Genomic DNA, 17,203 nt, shown 5'->3' with positions numbered 1-17,203 from the left:
TGGCTTATTATCGCGATTTCGGAACGGATGGTGCTGTCCCCGGGCTGATGACGCAGGAAATCGGCGGCTACCGTGTCGCTGACATCGTCATTGCCTCAGCCTTCGACATCGCCGCTGCCAAGGTCGGGCGCGACGTGGCGGAGGCCATTTTCGCCTCGCCCAACAACACGGCCCGATTCGCAGCGCCTCCACTCACGGGCGTGGTGGTTGAGCGCGGCAGGACCGCTGATGGTCTCGGGCGGTATCTGCGCGATGAGCTGCAAGAATCCGATGAGCCAGAGGCGGATGTTGCGGAAACGCTGCGCCGCACCGGGACTGAGGTGCTGGTGTCGTACTTGCCGGTAGGTTCGCAGCAGGCGACCGAGTGGTATGCCGAGCAGGCCCTCAAGGCTGGCTGTGCCTTCGTGAACTGCATCCCGGTCTTCATCGCATCCAATCGCGACTGGCGCGAGCGGTTTGAGGCGCGCCGGTTGCCGCTGATCGGCGACGATATCAAGAGCCAGGTCGGCGCCACGATTGTGCACCGGGTGCTGACCAACCTGTTCCGTGAGCGCGGCATTCAGCTAGACCGCACCTATCAACTGAATTTCGGCGGCAACTCCGACTTCCTGAATATGCTGGAGCGGGAGCGTCTCGTTTCTAAAAAAATATCGAAGACTCAATCAGTCACCAGCCAGATGGATGTGGCGCTGCCCGACGGTGACGTTCATGTCGGACCGAGTGACTTCGTGCCCTGGTTGGGTGACCGTAAGTTCGCCCATATTCGCATGGAGGGTACCGGCTTCGGTGGCGTGCCCCTGAACCTGGAGCTCAAGCTGGAGGTCTGGGACTCGCCCAATTCGGCGGGCATCGTCATCGACGCAGTCCGCTGCGCCAAGCTTGCCCTGGATCGCGGCGTCGGCGGCGCGCTGGTCGGCCCTGCGAGCTACTTCATGAAGTCGCCACCACAGCAGTTCACCGATGGCGAAGCCCGGGAAAGGACGCTCCGCTTCATCGCCGGCGAGGGCTGAGGCGGGTGGCGACCACGATCTTCCTGGTCCGCCACGCAGAACACGAGCTGCTCGGCCGCGTGCTGTGCGGCAGAATGCCAGGCGTCTCGCTCGGCGATGCCGGCCGGCAGCAGGCATTGCGACTCGGCCACCGGCTGCAGCAGGAGGGTTTGACGGCGCTCTACACGAGCCCGCTCGCCCGGGCACGGGAAACGGCGGCGGTAGTTGGCCAGCAATGTGGGCTCGCGGCGGACATCGCCACGGAGTTCAACGAGATCGATTTCGGGCGCTGGACCGGCGCATCCTTCGACCGGCTAGACCCGGATCCGACTTGGCAGAGGTGGAATGCCGAGCGCAGCAGCGTACGGCCGCCAGATGGCGAATCGATGGCCGAGGCCCAGGCCCGGGCTGTGGTGGGCGTGCGGCGAATCGAAGCCCGGCATCCCGAGGCGTCCGTTGCAATCGTCAGCCATGCCGATGTCATCAAGTCGGTCCTGGCTTGGTGCCTCAGCCTTTCGATGGACTTCCATGCGCGATTCGAGGTTGGCCCCGCCTCTGTCAGCGCGATGGCGATGTGGGGCACGGGGGCGAAGGTGCTTTGGATGAATGAGGCCGTAACAACATGACTGCCATTCTCGATACCGACGAGATCCGACGCCGGGCGACGGCGCTTGGCCAATGGTTCCACAACATCGATCTCCGTGGCGTGTCGACGGCGCCAGATCATTTCCTCGGGGACTACCCCGCGGTTAAATGGCGCGGCTTCGCCGAGGCCATCCCGCAGGACCTCACCGGCCGAAGCGTGCTCGATATCGGCTGCAACGGCGGGTTCTACTCGCTCGAGATGAAGCGGCGCGGCGCGGCGCGGGTGCTTGGTGTCGATTCCGACGAGGGCTACCTTGCCCAGGCACGCTTCGCCGCCGAGGTATCCGGGCTCGACATCGAGTTCCGCAAGCTTTCGGTCTATGATGTCGGGACGCTCGGCGAGAAATTCGACGTGGTGCTGTTCATGGGTGTGCTCTACCACCTGCGGCATCCGCTGCTGGCGCTCGACCTGATCCACGAGCATGTCGCCCGCGACTGCCTGGTGTTCCAGTCGATGCAGCGCGGGGCCGGCACGGCCGCGCCGGTGCAGGAGGACTACGACTTCTGGGACACGGCGGAGTTCGACCGGCCCGACTGGCCCAAGCTTCATTTCATCGAGCACCGCTACGCGCATGACGGGACCAACTGGTGGGTGCCGAACCGTGCCTGCGTCGAGGCCATGTTGCGCAGCGCCGGCTTCGCCGTCACCGCCCATCCGGAGCCGGAGGTCTATATTTGCCGGCGTGTCGCCGCGCCGGCCGGCGCCGAAGCTGCCTACCCTGCCAGGGAGCGCCGGGCATGATCGAAGCGGCGATGATCTGGAACGAGCCCAACAACAAGTCCCATTGGGATCCGGAACTCGATCCTGACTGGAGCCTGTTCGCCACTATGGCGAAATCCGCTTGCCAGGCGATCCGGTCGGTGCATCCGACCTTGCCGCGCGTGCTTGGCGGCATCTCGCCCATCGATCCGAGCTTCATTGAGAATCTGATCGGCAAGGGCGTGCTCGAGCACCTCGACGTGGTCGCGGTGCATGGCTTCCCGCTGGACTGGAACCTCTGGCAGATCGGGGAATGGCCGGCAAAGATCGAGGAGATCCGGGCCGTCACCAGCCTGCCGATCTGGGTTTCGGAGGTCGGCGTGTCCTCCTTCGGGGCGGAGGAGGTCCAGGCCTGGGGGCTGAAGCGCACGGCCGAACTGCTGGTCGGCCAAACCCCGCGTATCCATTGGTACAGCCTGTATGACCTGCCGCGGGCCTGGGGCGCCACAACCCGGCACCGTGAGGCGGAGGGGTCCTCCTACTACCGGCATTTCTACATGGGGCTGCTGCGGGAAGACGGCACGCCCAAGCCCGCGCTCGAGGAGTTCGGCCATCACACGCCGGCCGTCGGCCTCTGCCAATGGTTCCATTATGAGGATCCTCGGTTGGACGACGCGGTGGCCTGGATGCGGCGGCTGGGCGTCAGGTATCTGCGGACCGGCCTGTCCTGGGCCGACAGCTTCCGGCCGAACGCGCTGGCCTGGTTCGACCGGCAGATGGAGGCGCTTGCGGAGTTCGACGTGACGGTCACCTTCTGCTTCACGCCGGAGCATCGTGGGATCGCGCCGCACCATACCAGCCCGCCTTTGGTCGAGGCGGAATTCGCAGAGTTCTGCGCCAGCATGATCCAGCGTTATGCACGCTAGGGCGACTGTGAAACCGTGCGACGCGGCAAGGGTTGTTATCCTGTCGGCCGTCCGGCCCGAGGCGTCCATCATGGCCAAGGATAATGCCTCCTTAGCGGAGGAGGAGAACCGTATCGCAGCGCGGGAAGCAGCGCTGCGCTATGTCTCGGACGAGGCGCCGGGCATTGGCCGACGGCGTATCGGCAAGGGCTTCAGCTACCGCGCTCCGAAGGGTGGCGCAGTGCGCGATTCCAAGACTCTCCAGCGCATCCGGTCCCTGGCGATCCCGCCAGCCTGGACCCAGGTTTGGATATGTCCGCATGCAGACGGCCATATTCAGGCAACGGGACGCGACGAGAAGGGACGGAAACAGTACCGCTACCATCCCCGCTGGCGCGAGGCACGGGACGCCGCGAAATTCACCCATATGGTGGAGTTCGCCCACGCCCTGCCGCGCATCCGTGCCCGGGTCGAGGCTGACCTGCGCCTCACCGGGCTGCCACGCGAGAAGGTGCTGGCGACGGTGGTCCGGCTGCTGGAGACAACCTTGATCCGTGTCGGCAACGACGACTATGCAAAGCAGAACCAGAGCTATGGCCTGACCACCCTGCATGAGGACCATGTCGAGGTCGAGCGAGGCCGGCTGCGCTTTTCCTTCAAGGGCAAGAGCGGCAAGACCTGGAACCTGCAGGTTTCGGACCGGCGCATCGCCCGTATCGTTCGCGAATGCCAGGACCTGCCGGGGCAGGAGTTGTTCCAGTATGTCGATGCCGACGGCTCCGTCCGCAGTATCGATTCCGGCGACGTCAACGACTACCTGCGGGAGGCTGCGGGGAGCGAAGTCACCGCGAAGGATTTCCGCACCTGGGCGGGCACTGTCCTCGCCGCCCTCGCGCTCCAGGAATTCGAGAAGTTCGACACCCATGCTGCGGCGAAGCGCAATGTGAAGCGCGCCATCGAGCATGTGGCGAGCCGGCTTGGCAACACGCCGACGATCTGCCGCAAATGCTATGTGCATCCCGGCGTGCTCGACCACTATCTCGGCGGCAGCTTGGTGCTGCAGATCAAGGCTGAGGCCCAGACGGAGCTGCGCGACGAGGTATCCTGCCTCAAGCCCGAGGAGACGGCGGTGCTTGGCCTGCTGATCGGTCGTCTAGAACACGAGGAGCGACGCGCGGCATGAGGCGCAATGGCTGCCATCATGGTCGGATACCGGCCTGATGCGGTTTGTCGTCTTCGGCCTGACCATCACATCCTCTTGGGGCAATGGCCATGCGACTCTGTGGCGAGCCCTATGCCGCGCCTTGGTGCGGCGTGGCCACAGCGTCGTCTTCTTCGAGCGCAACGTGCCCTACTATGCCGAGCACCGCGACCTGCACGGCATGCCGAACGTCGAACCGGTGCTCTATGCCGATTGGAGTGAGGTGCGGCAGCGGGCGGCGCAGGCGGTGGCGGCGGCCGATGTCGCCATCGTCACCTCCTTCTGTCCCGATGGAGTCGCGGCATCCGACCTTGTCCTCGCCTCCACCGTGCCGGCGCGGGTGTTCTACGACCTCGATACGCCGGTGACGCTTGACCGGATGGCGGCCGGCGACTGGCCGGACTATCTGTTGCGGCAGGGGCTCGATGGGTTCGACCTGGTGCTGAGCTATACCGGTGGCGAGGCGCTGGTGCGGCTGCAAACGCAACTCGGCGCGCGCCGAGTTGCCCCGCTCTATGGCAGCGTGGATCCGGACGCCCATCGGCCGGTTGCGGCGATGGAGAGATACCGGGCCGATCTCTCCTATCTCGGCACCTATGCGGCGGACCGACAGGAGGCGCTGGAGCGCTTTTTCGTGGAGCCGGCGCGGCGGCTGCCCGATCGTCGCTTCATCATCGGCGGCGCGCTCTATCCGCCGGATTTCCCCTGGGCGCAGAACATCTTCTTCGTCCGCCATATGCCGCCGCCGGAGCATCCGGCCTTCTTCTCCTCCTCGCGCCTGACGCTGAACATAACCCGCCGGGCGATGGCGGCGATGGGCTGGTGCCCTTCCGGCCGGCTGTTCGAGGCCGCGGCCTGCGGCGCGCCGATCCTGACGGATTGGTGGGAAGGTCTCGATGCCTTCTATGCGCCGGGTGCGGAGGTGTTCGTCGCAGGGTCGACCGTGGACAGCCTGGCGACGCTCGGCCTGACTGATGCCGAGCTTCGCCGCGCCGCCGGACAGGCGCGGGAACGCACCCTTGAGGAACACACCTCCGACCGGCGGGCCCTCGACCTTGAAGCCGCGCTGGAGAGCATCAACTCGCCAATGGCGACAGGAGGCTGAGCATGTGGGGCATTATCCCGGCCGCAGGCATCGGGAGCCGCATTCAGCCGCTGGCCTTCTCGAAGGAGTTGCTGCCCATCGGCAGCCGGATCGAGGACGGGGTCGAAAGGCCGCGGGCCGTCAGCGAGCATCTGATCGAGCGCATGGTCGCCGCCGGCGTCGACAAGATTTGCTTCGTCATCGCCCCGGGCAAGAGCGACATCATCAACTACTATGGGGCGCGCATCGGCAACGCCAGCATCGCCTATGTGGTCCAGCAGGAGCCAAGCGGGCTCTGCGATGCCATCTTCTGCGCTCTGCCGCTGATCGGGCCGGAGGAGCCCGTCGTGATCGGGCTGCCCGATACGATCTGGTTTCCAGAAGCGGCACTGGCGCCCCTGCCGGATGATCGCTTCTCCTTCCTGCTCTTTCCGGTGGAGCGGCCGGAGTTGTTCGATGCGGTAGTGACGGACGAGGCGGGTCGCGTCCTGGAGATCGAGGTGAAGCGGGCCGGTGCGCGGAGCCGCTGGGTATGGGGCGCCTTCAAGATGCCAGGCCGCGTGCTGCACGAGTTGCACGCGCTATGGCGTCAGCCCGGGCGCGGCGACGAGTATATCGGCACGCTGGTCAATGTCTGGCTGGCGGCCGGTGGCGCCGCCCATGGCGTCCGCACCGGCGAGGTGTATGTGGATGTCGGCACGCTGAACGGCTACCGCGAGGCGGTCTCGCTGCTGGCCGGACGGCCTGCGCAGGCGAATTCGACGGTGGTGCCCTTCCGGGTGCTGCAGCAGCGCGGCGTGCTCAATGCGGCGGCGAAGCGGCCCGACCAGTCGATGATGACCGGGGCGCTGGTGGGAAAGTAGCCGCTGTGCCGGACTTCCTGACCTGGCTGCCTTCGGCAGCAGCAGCACCGACTGTCGCCTGCTGGTCGTCGCGGCGCACGGCTTCTCGGATTGCGCCTCCTACGCCGTCGCGCAGCGGGAGGAACTGGCGACGGCGATGCGCCTCATCCGGTTTGAGCCTGTGGAAACGCTTGGCATCTCCGACCAGGAGGCATCGCACGACCTCGCCGGGCTGGTGCGGGATGTTGCCGATATGGCGGCAGTCATGCGGGCTGTCTCGGGCCTGTCGGCCGACGCCTGCCGGGAGGCCGCGGCGCGGCGCTTCTCGGCCAATGCCTAGCGTCGAGGAAATTGCCACGACCGCGGCACGCGAGGACCTGCGGCCGGCATGGGAGAGACTCTGGGCCCGCATCCGCCAGCGCAACGCCGTTTTGGGCACCGGATTGGCTCATCCCGTGGTGGCGTCTTATCGGGAAGGGGGTCCTGCTGACCCTAACGTTGCGCTGCGGGGCAGGGGCGCTCATTGGGCATTTCCCGCTCGGCATCGCCACGACCGATTACCACGATGCCCTGGTGCTGCCAGGCGAGGGAAAGGCGGCCATGACTGCCGCCTTCGGGCACTCGCCGCGCGGCGCGAAGTCTGGGATGCCGGCGACGGGGCGCAGCTCCGCCTGGCCTTGCCGCTGCTGAAAGCCCTGTCGTCAGGCTGGGACGGCAGCGTCGAGCCGACCGAGCCAGTCCCGGCGCTGCGCCTGTCGGCGAGCGTCGCGGCACTGGGCCAGCGGGTCTCCGGCGAGACCCTCGGGCCGATCTTCGGGGCGCTGCTGCGGCTGCGCGCCGCCCACTGGGCCACGCGCGATGAGGGCGGCGTCCTCGCTTCGCTTCACGTGCAGGCCGTGTATCGGGAGGCGCTGCCCGGACAGCTTCGCGCCGGGCTGCTGCGCCTCCACGCGCTGCGCCTGGACGACGAGATCGTCGCCGTAATCCATGGCTTGGCCGATCCGCCGGGGCGAGACGATTGCCGGGACTATTTCCACCTCAGCGGCTTCGATCCACAGCTTGAGCGGGTTAGCCCTGGCATGCTGCTGGTGCGGCAGGCGGTCGAGGCGGTGACCACCAGGGGCATGGCTCATGCCGACTTCCTGCGGGGCCGCGAAGCCTACAAGTATTTCTGGGGCGTCGAGGACTGTCCGACCTTCCGCCGGCGCCTCGCCATACGGGGTGGCGGCTGATGCGGTGCCTGCTGATCGTGCTCGACAGCGTCGGCGTGGGCCATGCGCCCGATGCCGCGGATTACGGCGACGCCGGCGCCGACACGCTCGGCCATCTCTTCGCCACGACCAGCCTCCATCTGCCGGCGCTCTGGTCGCTCGGCCTTGGGCGTATCATGGGCGTCGATGGTGCGCCGTCCGCGGCGAGCTGGGGTCGGATGCGGCCACGCTCCACCGGGAAAGACAGCACCACCGGGCACTGGGAGATCGCCGGGGTGGAACTGGCGCAGCCCTTCGCGGTGTTCGAGCATTTTCCGCCCGAACTCGTGCAGGCAATCGAGGCCGAGGCCGGCATCCGCTTCATCGGCAACCTGCCGGCAAGCGGGACGCAGATCATCGCGGAACTGGGCGGGGAGCATTGCCGCACGGGGCGGCCCATCCTTTACACCTCCGCCGATTCGGTGCTGCAGATCGCGGCGCATGAATCCGTGGTGCCGGTGGAGCGGCTGATGGAGATATGCACCATCGCCCGCCGCCACGCCGACCGCTGGCGCATCGGCCGGGTGATCGCACGGCCCTTCATCGGACAGGAGGGCGACTTCCATCGCACCTCGCAGCGGCACGACTTCGCCATGCAGCCGCCGCCGACGATCCTCGACGCCCTGGACGGGGCCGGCCTGCCGGTGAAGGCGGTCGGCAAGATCGCCGATCTCTTCGCCGGCCGGGGAATCGCTGAAACCTGGCCGACGACCTCGAACGCCGATGGGATGCGGCGGATCGAGGCCGTGTGGGAGACGACGCGGGCGGGGCTGGTCTTCGCCAACCTGGTGGATTTCGACACGGAACACGGCCATCGGCGCGACGTGCAGGGCTATGCGCGGGCCCTGGAGCGGTTTGACCGCTGGCTGGCTGGCTTCCTGCCCGCCTGCACCGGGCAGGACCTGCTGATCATCACCGCCGACCATGGCAACGACCCGACCTTCCGCGGCACGGACCACACGCGGGAGGAGGTGCCGCTGATCCTCCGCCATGCCGGCCCCCCGTCATCGCTCGGCACAAGCGACGGCTTCGCCGACGTGGCCGCGACGCTCGCGGCATATTTCGGCATCGTCCCCTGGCCGATCGGGCGTTCGCTCCTGCCATGACGGCGGATGGCCCGGCGCTGGAGACCTACCTGTCGGGTGCGATCTCGGCGCCGGTCGCGCTGATGCGCCTGCTGCTCCCCGGCGCCTCGGCGGCGGCGGTGCTGGAGCAACAGACGGCTGCGGCGGCTTGTAGATCTGGCGCGGCAGCACCGGGACAAGCTCGGGTTGCTCGAGCGCATGGTGCAGGCCGGCGCGGCGCATGGCGGCGAGGCGCATCCGGCCATGACTTGGCCGGGGTGGCCGATGCCTCCTACGATCTCGTGCTGGCGGTGGACGTGTTCCCGTATCTGGTGGCCGGTGGCACGGCACTGGCCGCAGGCATGTCGCGGAGGCGGGGCGGGTACTGCGCAGCAATGGCAGCCTGGTGATCCTCAACTTCAGCTACCGCAAGGATGCGGTGGACCGACGAGATGTCGCGGTGCTGGCGGCGCAGGCCGGATTTGCCGTGCTGCGGAACGGAACCCGTGAGCTGGCGCTATGGGACGGCGCCGCCTATTGGCCGCGCCTGGCTTCCAGCCGCACCGGATGATCGGCGCGCCGCCGCAAGGGTCCGCAGCGCATCAGCCACACGGGCGATGACCTCGCCCCAGGCACCGGAACGCCTCTGCCGGAAGAGCCGCATGCTCGGGTACCACGGGCTGTCCTCGCGCTCCTCCATCCAGCGCCAGTCGGCGTCGCTGGCGAGCAGCGTCCAGACGGGAAGGCCGAGCGCGCCAGCCAGGTGGGCCGGCATGGAGTCGATGCTGATGACGAGATCAAGGCCGCGCATCACCGCTGCCGCCTCGAGTATGTCGTCGGAACCGGAGAGGATGCCGAAATCGGGCAACCGCTCCTCCAGCGCAGGGCCGCGCTGGAGGATGTGCAGCGCGACGCCAGGGACGGTCCCGAGCGGTGCGAGCAGGCCGAAGGGCACAGAGCGGCGCTCGTAATCCCAGTCGCCGGACCGCCAGACCAGCCCCACCGCGAGACCAGGACGTGCCGGGCCGATGCCTGCCCGCAGGTCACGGTGGGGCGGGTGCAGATAGGGGACCTGGGCGGGGAGGGTTCCGATCGTAGTGCGGAGGACATGGGGCAGTTCCATCACCTCCACATCGACGTCATAAGCGACCTCCGGTGTGCCGTCATGCAGCGGCAGAAGGCGTCCGACCCCCGACATCGTGCGGAGCAGCGGGATAAGCGCCGGCTGCGCCCAGACCGTCAGCTCGGATGCACGGGCCTGGACCAGGGGCGCGAAGCGGATGAACTGGATGGTGTCGCCGAGACCGTGATAGCAGCGGACGAGGATCCGCCGCCCGTCCAGCGGCGTGCCGTCCCATACGGCCTGCAGGTGACGTGGGCGGCTCCAGTCCCGCACCCCGGCGCGGGCGCGCAGCACCGCATCGCTGATGCTCCAGGCCTCCCCCCAGTCGCCGCGGCGCATATAGTGCACCCAAAGGGCTCCGGAATCACTGCTGACCGCTGACACGATCCCCTGCTGCTCCCGCCGTGCTGCTGCGAGCATTCCGCACCGAACTCGCGGCGCAACGCATCCGCCGACCGCCCGGTTCCGCGCAACCTGGTGCGGGAGGATGCTGCGCAGGCTGTGCCGACGCCCGCGGTGGCGGCATTAGGAATGCTCCTGGATTTTTCGATTTAGCGAAAGCCGGATTGGTGGTCCCTGAGCTGTTCGGAAAGCATCCGGCCACAATCGGGCCGCCGCTGGCCATGCGGTGCATAGCCGCGATGGGCCCGCATGTTGCGAGATTGCCGCGAGTGAATCCGACCGGGTAGAGCAGATAGGAAAGGCATGGCATGGCGGCTCCTGGGACCAGCAAACCACACCCCCCGCCTCAATGCTGCGAGCCCTACACGACAGCTCGGCTGCGGGATACTCTCGCGCAAGCCGCGCATGTTCGTAGTCGTCGCCCTCGTCAACAAGACGGCCAGAACGGTTTGGGTCTTGCTGGCGACGGGCGAGACCTATCGGTCTTCAGCAGTGGCTGCCTCGAGCTGACCACATCCATGCCCGTCTTTTGCGCGTTCTGCCTGACGCTCACGCGCCTTCGGAGCCAGGGATCACTGCCAATATGCCAAGCCCAACACCGACCGTGCCGCTGCCCAAGCCAGACAGCCTCAGCACCTCCCTCAAGCGTAACATCCAGGCCCTGGAGAACCGGCGCCGTGAGGAAACTGCGGCGGCGACCCGCGAGGAGCGGATCGCCGAGGTCATCACCCGCTTCACCGGCAGTATGGTCTTTGTCTACATCCACCTCGCCCTCTACGGCGCCTGGATCCTAGTAAATCTTGGATTCATCCCGGGTATGCCCGCGTTCGACCCATCCTTCGTAGTGCTCGCAATGGAGGCCTCGGTAGAGGCCATCTTCCTCTCCACCTTCGTGCTCATCAGCCAGAACCGCATGGCCGCTGCGGCTGACAAGCGCGCCGATTTGGACCTTCAGATCAGCCTCTTGACAGAGCATGAGCTGACCAAGCTGTCCGAACTTGTCGTCGCCATAGCCGAGCGTCTGGACATCCGGGCCAACGCCGATCCTGAGTTGCAGGAGGTGCAGCAGGACGTCGCTCCGGAAGCCGTGCTGGATGAGATTGAAGCGCGGCAGCAGAGAGGCTGAGTGTCACTGAAGGGACATGATCGCACTCGCCGGTCTCGTCGGGCTCAACTATCTCGCGGTGGACGGCATCTAGCTGCGCTCCAATACCATCAAGCATAAGGCGACGAGCTACGGCCGGGCGGCCAACCGCGGCCGAGTTGGACGCCGAAGTCGAGGGCTGGCTGGCGCAGGCCGAAGGGATGCAACGTCACCGACTCCGAGAGCCGGATCATGAAGGACCGCGACGGCTTCGTGCAGGCTTACAACGCCCAGGCCGCAATGGATGACAAGGCCCAAATCATCGTGACGTACTACCGGAGCAACAACGCCGCCGATTATGACGCGTTGGCACTGCTGCTCGACGCAGTCACCTCCTGCACCGGTGCTACGCCCGTCGAGTTCTCTGCTGGCAGCAGCTACTGTTCTGAGGCCAACCTAGCCGACCTTGCGAGGCACGGGAACCGCCCGACATAGCCACCGCAGGCGTCCAAGCACTCCGACGGTGGTAGCGACCGACAACGCGGACCGCTCGTCTCAGCCATGCGCAGGCGGCTCCGACACGCTGGCCGGCGCAGCCGATATCGATTGCGCAAGCAGGTTGTCGAATCCGTCTTGGGCAGATCAAGGGAGCACGAAGTTCCGATATTTTCTCCTCCGCTGCATCAACGTTGAAATGTGAATGGGAGCTCGTCTGGAGCGAGAATAACCCATCAAGCTCGCCAAGGTAACGGCAGGCTGATGCAGGGCAGAGGCATGCACGCGATGAATGCTGCTCTAATTCCACCGCCGTTGCCCGAAATGCGGTTGCCGGAACGGGCTTTTAGCAGGCGGTGAATAGCTCCGGCCGACGAAGCCGAAGAGTCTGCACCAAGGCGAATAGCTTCAGCTCGGTCAGCGCGCCGCGGTCAGCCATTTCCGCCAACTTGGCCAATGGTAGTTCCGCCACGGTGATGTCCTCATGTTCGTCGGCCAAGCCACCGCCCTTAGCGACGCGGTCGGCAACATGGTAGGGAGCTAGGAACAAGTGCACTCGTTCTGTGGACAATGCTGGCATGGTCCATGCCACCATCACTAGCTCTAGTTTCCCCAAACGCAGGCCAATCTCTTCGAGCGTTTCGCGCCGAGCACCGGCGGAGGGATCGTCTTCGTCAAGGCGGCCAGCCGGCAGCTCCAACATCTCGGACTCGCCGGCAGCGTAGAAGGGCGGAGCTCGGAACTGTCTAACCAGCAGCGCGGTGCGGCGTTGAGGGTCAAACGGCAGCACCGCCACCGCTTGACCGTGGTCCTCCACGTCACGCTGCACAGTTTGGCCACTCGGTAGGCGTATAGTGGCTATAAGCAGGCGCGACCAGCGTTGATGCTTCAGCACCATCTGCTCGATCGTAGGCTTCATCTCGGTCATGCGGACCTGCACCCTTCCTGGTAACATCCGTGGAGGTGGAAACTCCGGCATCGGCCGGGGTGTAAGGCTGGGGCGGCCATCGGACCTGATGGCTAGGGTGGAGTTGCGAGGCTCCCACTCCTGACCGGCCGAGGACCCGATGACCGACGACAGACTGCCACTGGCGGACCTGCTGGCGAAGCCGGAGATGACGACTTCTTTCGCAGCGTCGCGGAGGCGGTGCTGCCGATGCCGATGGAAGCCGACGTGGAAGGCCTGACGGACCAAAAGCGCTGGATCGTCGTCGAGGCGATGCAGTCTGGCACCATCGCGCTCTATAAGCGGCCCGGCGTCGGATTCGATGGGGACAGTCATCATATTCGCAATCTAGATCACGCCGACCTAGCATCTGCATTCCTGGTGGGAGGTAGGCCATGGCTGTGCATGCCAAGGGACGCGGCGAGGCTGAGGGGATCGAGCCGTAGCGAAATGGCAGTATGAGTTATCCGCAGGGCGGAGCCGCACCATGGTCGCACTCACCATTGCGGTGGCGTCGGTCGGATGCGCTGGGAGGCTTCCGGACTACAAGCCACCAGAGGCCGTTCGGGAGGTTGCCGAGCAGAACTGGACGACGGCGCAGCGCCAGTGGTTCCACCATACTTCCCAGGGCACCAAGATCATGCCCTACGCCCGGTTCATGGCGCTTGAGCAGCCCCAGCCCAGTTGGCCCGACGGCGCGCCCCGCTTCATCGAGGCGGACTACCTGCCGCGGCTTGGGTTTATCCCATCCCCACCCTCGGCAGCCAACCCCGACGGCTTACCGATTGGCTTCGCCAAGGACGAGTTCGGAGCTAATGACGGAACCACCGAAACCGAAGCTGTGGTTGGGCTGACCTGCGCCGCCTGCCACACGGGCCAGATCGAATATCGAGGCCGGGCTATTCGGATCGATGGCGGTCCATCGATGGCGGATACCGGGGCCTTCCAAGAGCGGATCGGCCTCGCGCTTTACATGACCTACCACTCGGACCCCCGCTTCGCCAGGTGGGTGCTGGCCGCGACCGGCGAGGCGGACACGTCGGAGGCCCGGGAGCGACTGCGGCGCCGGCTCGAGCTCGCCCTGGACGCCGGCGCCACCGGGAGAGGGCTTGCGGAACGGCGTCGGCTGTACCGGGTAGCGGAGGGTTTCGGTCGGCTGGACGCGTTAGGCCGAGGCGGGAACTTCGTCTTTGGCACCTTGACCCAAACACCCTCGAACTTGGCGGTGGCAGACGGGCCGGTGAGCTACCCGGCTCTGTGGGACGCCCCCTGGTTCGACTGGATGCAGTACAATGGCGCCATTCCCATTTCGGGCACTTCCAAGTTTCCCAAGGACCTGAACGGCATGGAGATTTTGGCGGTTCGTGACGTGCTCCCTGCTTTCCTACCGCGGATAACTTGGATCCGTTCTCCGTTTACCCCTGTTCGGGACCGTGGTGGATCGGGCCGAGGGCGCGGAGCCCTCGAGTAGCGCAGCGCCCTCGGCCCGATCCTTCGCGCGGGCGCTGTGTCTGGCAAACTCCTCCGGCGCCCGACCGCCGAGGCTGCCGTGAGGCCGGACCAAGTTGTAGTCCTCCCGCCAGGCCTCGATCAGCCGACGCGCCTCGGCCAGCGAGCCGAACACATGCTCGTTCAGGCGTTCGTCGCGCAGGCGGCCGTTGAAGCTCTCCACGAACGCATTCTGCTGCGGCTTGCCCGGCGCGATGTAGTGCCATTCCACGCTGCGCTCCTCCGCCCAACGCAGGACCGCCACCGAGGTCAGCTCCGTGCCGTTGTCGCTGACGATCGTCGCGGGCAGGCGCCGCCCGGCCACCAGGCGCTCCAGCTCGCGCATCACCCGCGCGCCGCTGATCGAGGTGTCCACCACCGTCGCCAGTGCCTCCCGCGTGAAGTCGTCCACCACGCACAGCACCCTGAACCGCCGACCATCGGCCAGCGCATCGGCCACGAAGTCCAGGCTCCATCGCTGATCGGCACCCTGCGGCACCCTGCGGCACCGTCATCGGCGCCCGCGTGCCGAGCGCCCGCTTACGTCCGCCGCGTCGCCGCACCGAAAACCGCTCCTCGCGATACAGCCGCCAGATGCGCTTCAGGTTCACGACAGCACCCTCCCGCCGCAGCAGGATCGCCAGCCGCCGGTAGCCGAACCGGCGACGCTGACCGGCCAGGTCGCGCAGCCGCTTCCGCAGCTCTGCATCCCCATCATCGGCGCGCTCATACCGGAACGCCGACCGATCAACCCCGATCAGCCTGCAGGCCGCCCGTTCGCTGTAGCCGTGCTCGCGCATCACGCGCTCCACCGCTCCGAACCGCGCCGCAGGCCCGATCAGTTTTTTCTCAGCAACTCCCGTAGCACCGAGTTGTCCATCACCGCCTCGGCCAGCAGCTTCTTCAGGCGCCGGTTCTCGTCCTCCAGCCCCTTCAGCCGCGATGCCTCCGACGGCTTCAGACCGCCATACTTGGCCTCCCAGTTGTAGAGCGTCTGATCGCTGATCCCGTGCTTCCGGCACAGATCCGCCGCCGACCGCCCCGCCTCATGCTCCTTCAGGATCCCGAGGATCTGACCCTCGGTGAACCGGCTCCGTCGCATCGTCCTCTGCTCCTCGACGGACCCAACTTATCCCTGGCTGGAACCACGGGGAGCACGTCATTCGATAGCCTTTGCCCCGCACGTATGGCAGGCGGTCCGCGAAGACGGGTTTGAGCACCGCGCGGCGGTCCTCGATCCTCTCCGAATTCCAAAATTTCCGAGGGTTTGCGAGGAAGCCAAAGGCAGTTCGATAGGTTTCGCCGAAACTCATCAGCGGCTTGCTGCCGGACACCATACGCTCTCGCATCAAAGCCGTGCGCGTCTCCAGCCCCTTGAGGGGGCGTTCATACGCCGCCACGACCGAGGCGCTTGTGGCGTCCATGATGCGACCGAGACGCTGGTGGCGAAGCCGCGCAAGGCTATCGCCCGCACCACGCCATGTCTGCTTGGGCCATTCCCGATCGTCACCCTGTTGGCGTCGCGCCTCAACGGTCGCGCTCGCATCCAGGTCTCGGCCAGCGCCTGATACCACAAGCAGCGGCCGATCTTTGCCAACAGTCTCGCCGCGGTACCAGCTGCGATCTGGAGCGAGCAGGGTTTCGCCGTGTCCCGGCAGTCGGTCGACGCTGCGAAACTCCCGCCTGCTCTACGCGAGGGCATCACCTATGCCCTCTGCCACACGGCCTGAATGGCTAAAGTCGAGCTTAGATAGATAAGTCCTTGGTGTTGTAGTCGCGGATCACGCGCTCGAAGGTCTCAGGCGTAAAGCGGAACTGATCCTCGATCCCGGCAAATGGCTGGTAGCGGAACCTCGTCTCCTGGGGGAACGCCTGGCCGCGTGCGTCGATTGCCACCTGGATGACGGCCGCACGCTCGAAGACGCGCTTCTCATCGTAAACCGCATTGGTCTCGGTTATCGACAGGGCTGCCTTCTGACCGAGCACCGACTTACGCCGATGGAAACCAAAGGTCAGTGAGATGCGAAGATCAGGCGAGCTGTTGGCGAAGGAGCCGTGAACCATCTGGCGATTCACAATCGTGACGTCACCCGCTTTGCAAACAAGCGGTACCGCACCTGGCAACTGCTCGCTGCCGCCATTTTCCGCGACAAGTCTCTTGATGTCGACTTTGCCGAGTTTGTGCGAGCCGGGGATGACCCACAAGCAGTTGCCCACCGTTGTCGGATAAATTTGCACCTGGAAGTTAAAGCCATGGATGCCCTCATCCCAGTCGGGCGAATTCCAGTGCGTGACGCCATCCTGATGCCAGGCGACAGAACCGCCAAGGCCCGGCTGCTTGACAAAGATGGCGTCGTTGAAAGGCACGAAGTCGGTGCCGTTGATCGACTGCGCGACCGCCAGCAGTCCCGGATGCCCGTATAGCCTGAGACCCGACGGCATAGACTGGCACATCGAGTACATCAGGAAGACCACCTGCTCGGGCGCACCTTCATCGGCCTTCGGCTGTGCCATTTGCGCCGGATGGCGGCCGTTCAGCGCATCGGTGCCGCCCCAAGGGTCGGACAGTGGTTTGGTATAGCGGTAAGGGCAACGCGCATAATCGAGACCGAGAGCAGGACGACCTTGCGCATCGATCTTGGCGTCGGGCGTAACCGGCGCGCGCTCCAGCATGTCTTGAGCGTCGCGCCGGAGCGCTTCGACCTCTGCCTGGTCGATAACCCCTTCGAAAATGTAGTACCCATGCCGCCAGTAGGCGGCAAGGATATCAGGGTGCAGGCGGCCGTCATCGGTCAGTCGAAGCGGGCCCCGATTGCCGATCTCGGCGGCAAGGCGCTCGCCTGCAATACGATAGTCGCGCATACCTGCATCATGATCGGCACGCGACAGAGTTGGTGCTTCCGCAGTGGCAGACATCCTCGTTTTCTCCTTTTGCTTCATTTGTCCATGTTCAGGAAGCAGAGTGGCAGGCCCAAGCGGCGTGGG

The 17,203-nt window shown here is 65.9% G+C and carries 17 protein-coding genes and 1 pseudogene; 14 read left to right on the top strand and 4 right to left on the bottom strand.

Annotation, left to right across the window (positions count from 1 at the left end; all coding sequences use genetic code 11):
• Positions 1–47: 47 nt before the first annotated feature.
• The 11 genes from JMJ55_RS22910 (at position 48) to JMJ55_RS22860 (ending at position 9,090) form a co-directional block, all read left to right on the top strand.
• Positions 48–1,010 carry an inositol-3-phosphate synthase gene (locus JMJ55_RS22910; RefSeq protein WP_236033943.1) on the top strand — a complete coding sequence of 321 codons (963 nt, stop codon included), beginning with the start codon at positions 48–50 and terminating at the stop codon, positions 1,008–1,010.
• A 5-nt stretch (positions 1,011–1,015) separates the two neighbouring features.
• Positions 1,016–1,615, top strand: a complete 600-nt coding sequence (locus JMJ55_RS22905; protein ID WP_202827927.1) for a histidine phosphatase family protein — start codon at positions 1,016–1,018, stop codon at positions 1,613–1,615.
• The gene (locus JMJ55_RS22900; RefSeq protein ID WP_202827926.1) at positions 1,612–2,376 is read left to right on the top strand and encodes a TIGR04290 family methyltransferase; all 765 of its coding nucleotides are present in this window, start codon (positions 1,612–1,614) and stop codon (positions 2,374–2,376) included. The genes JMJ55_RS22905 and JMJ55_RS22900 overlap by 4 nt, the downstream gene beginning before the upstream one ends.
• Entirely contained in the window at positions 2,373–3,260 is an 888-nt protein-coding gene (locus tag JMJ55_RS22895; protein ID WP_202827925.1) for a glycoside hydrolase 5 family protein, read from the top strand. The genes JMJ55_RS22900 and JMJ55_RS22895 overlap by 4 nt, the downstream gene beginning before the upstream one ends.
• 70 nt (positions 3,261–3,330) lie before the next feature.
• Positions 3,331–4,422: a DNA topoisomerase IB gene (locus JMJ55_RS22890; RefSeq protein WP_202827924.1), complete on the top strand. Its 1,092-nt coding sequence runs from the start codon at positions 3,331–3,333 to the stop codon at positions 4,420–4,422.
• A gap of 37 nt (positions 4,423–4,459) precedes the next feature.
• Positions 4,460–5,545: a CgeB family protein gene (locus tag JMJ55_RS22885; protein WP_202827923.1), complete on the top strand. Its 1,086-nt coding sequence runs from the start codon at positions 4,460–4,462 to the stop codon at positions 5,543–5,545.
• Positions 5,546–5,547: 2 nt separating this feature from the next.
• Positions 5,548–6,387, top strand: a complete 840-nt coding sequence (locus tag JMJ55_RS22880) for a nucleotidyltransferase family protein (protein ID WP_202827922.1) — start codon at positions 5,548–5,550, stop codon at positions 6,385–6,387.
• A 136-nt stretch (positions 6,388–6,523) separates the two neighbouring features.
• Positions 6,524–6,706, top strand: a complete 183-nt coding sequence (locus JMJ55_RS22875) for a hypothetical protein (protein ID WP_202827921.1) — start codon at positions 6,524–6,526, stop codon at positions 6,704–6,706.
• Between the two features lie 337 nt (positions 6,707–7,043).
• Complete coding sequence (locus JMJ55_RS22870; RefSeq protein ID WP_202827920.1) at positions 7,044–7,598, top strand: GNAT family N-acetyltransferase; 555 nt, start codon at positions 7,044–7,046, stop codon at positions 7,596–7,598.
• Positions 7,598–8,722 (top strand): phosphopentomutase, encoded by a 1,125-nt coding sequence (locus JMJ55_RS22865; protein ID WP_236033942.1) that lies wholly within the window; start codon positions 7,598–7,600, stop codon positions 8,720–8,722. Before JMJ55_RS22870 ends, JMJ55_RS22865 begins: the two co-directional genes overlap by 1 nt.
• On the top strand, positions 8,719–9,090 hold the full coding sequence (locus JMJ55_RS22860) for a hypothetical protein (protein ID WP_202827919.1): 372 nt from the start codon (positions 8,719–8,721) through the stop codon (positions 9,088–9,090). Before JMJ55_RS22865 ends, JMJ55_RS22860 begins: the two co-directional genes overlap by 4 nt.
• 107 nt (positions 9,091–9,197) lie before the next feature.
• On the opposite strand, the gene JMJ55_RS22855 is transcribed toward JMJ55_RS22860, so the two are convergent.
• A complete protein-coding gene (locus tag JMJ55_RS22855; protein ID WP_236033961.1) occupies positions 9,198–10,142 on the bottom strand; it encodes a glycosyltransferase family 9 protein in 945 nt (314 codons plus the stop codon).
• Between the two features lie 646 nt (positions 10,143–10,788).
• Here JMJ55_RS22855 and JMJ55_RS22850 point away from each other — a divergent pair.
• Positions 10,789–11,331, top strand: a complete 543-nt coding sequence (locus JMJ55_RS22850; RefSeq protein ID WP_202827917.1) for a DUF1003 domain-containing protein — start codon at positions 10,789–10,791, stop codon at positions 11,329–11,331.
• 210 nt (positions 11,332–11,541) lie between these two features.
• Positions 11,542–11,784, top strand: a complete 243-nt coding sequence (locus tag JMJ55_RS22845) for a hypothetical protein (protein WP_202827916.1) — start codon at positions 11,542–11,544, stop codon at positions 11,782–11,784.
• A gap of 346 nt (positions 11,785–12,130) precedes the next feature.
• Here JMJ55_RS22845 and JMJ55_RS22840 read toward each other — a convergent pair whose 3' ends face one another.
• Complete coding sequence (locus JMJ55_RS22840) at positions 12,131–12,712, bottom strand: NUDIX domain-containing protein (RefSeq protein ID WP_202827915.1); 582 nt, start codon at positions 12,710–12,712, stop codon at positions 12,131–12,133.
• Between the two features lie 505 nt (positions 12,713–13,217).
• On the opposite strand from JMJ55_RS22840, the gene JMJ55_RS22835 reads away from it, so the two are divergent.
• Positions 13,218–14,201: a di-heme-cytochrome C peroxidase gene (locus JMJ55_RS22835; RefSeq protein ID WP_202827914.1), complete on the top strand. Its 984-nt coding sequence runs from the start codon at positions 13,218–13,220 to the stop codon at positions 14,199–14,201.
• Here JMJ55_RS22835 and JMJ55_RS22830 read toward each other — a convergent pair.
• A pseudogene (locus tag JMJ55_RS22830) lies at positions 14,115–15,320 on the bottom strand (IS3 family transposase). The gene JMJ55_RS22835 and the pseudogene JMJ55_RS22830 sit on opposite strands and share 87 nt — an antisense overlap.
• Before the next feature lie 644 nt (positions 15,321–15,964).
• Positions 15,965–17,134, bottom strand: coding sequence for a phytanoyl-CoA dioxygenase family protein (locus JMJ55_RS22825; protein ID WP_202827913.1), 1,170 nt, complete (start codon positions 17,132–17,134; stop codon positions 15,965–15,967).
• Between the last annotated feature and the right edge of the window lie 69 nt (positions 17,135–17,203).

The organism is Belnapia mucosa (genome assembly GCF_016775475.1).
GTDB lineage: Bacteria > Pseudomonadota > Alphaproteobacteria > Acetobacterales > Acetobacteraceae > Belnapia > Belnapia mucosa.
This window is presented reverse-complemented; position numbering and strand designations above follow the sequence as displayed.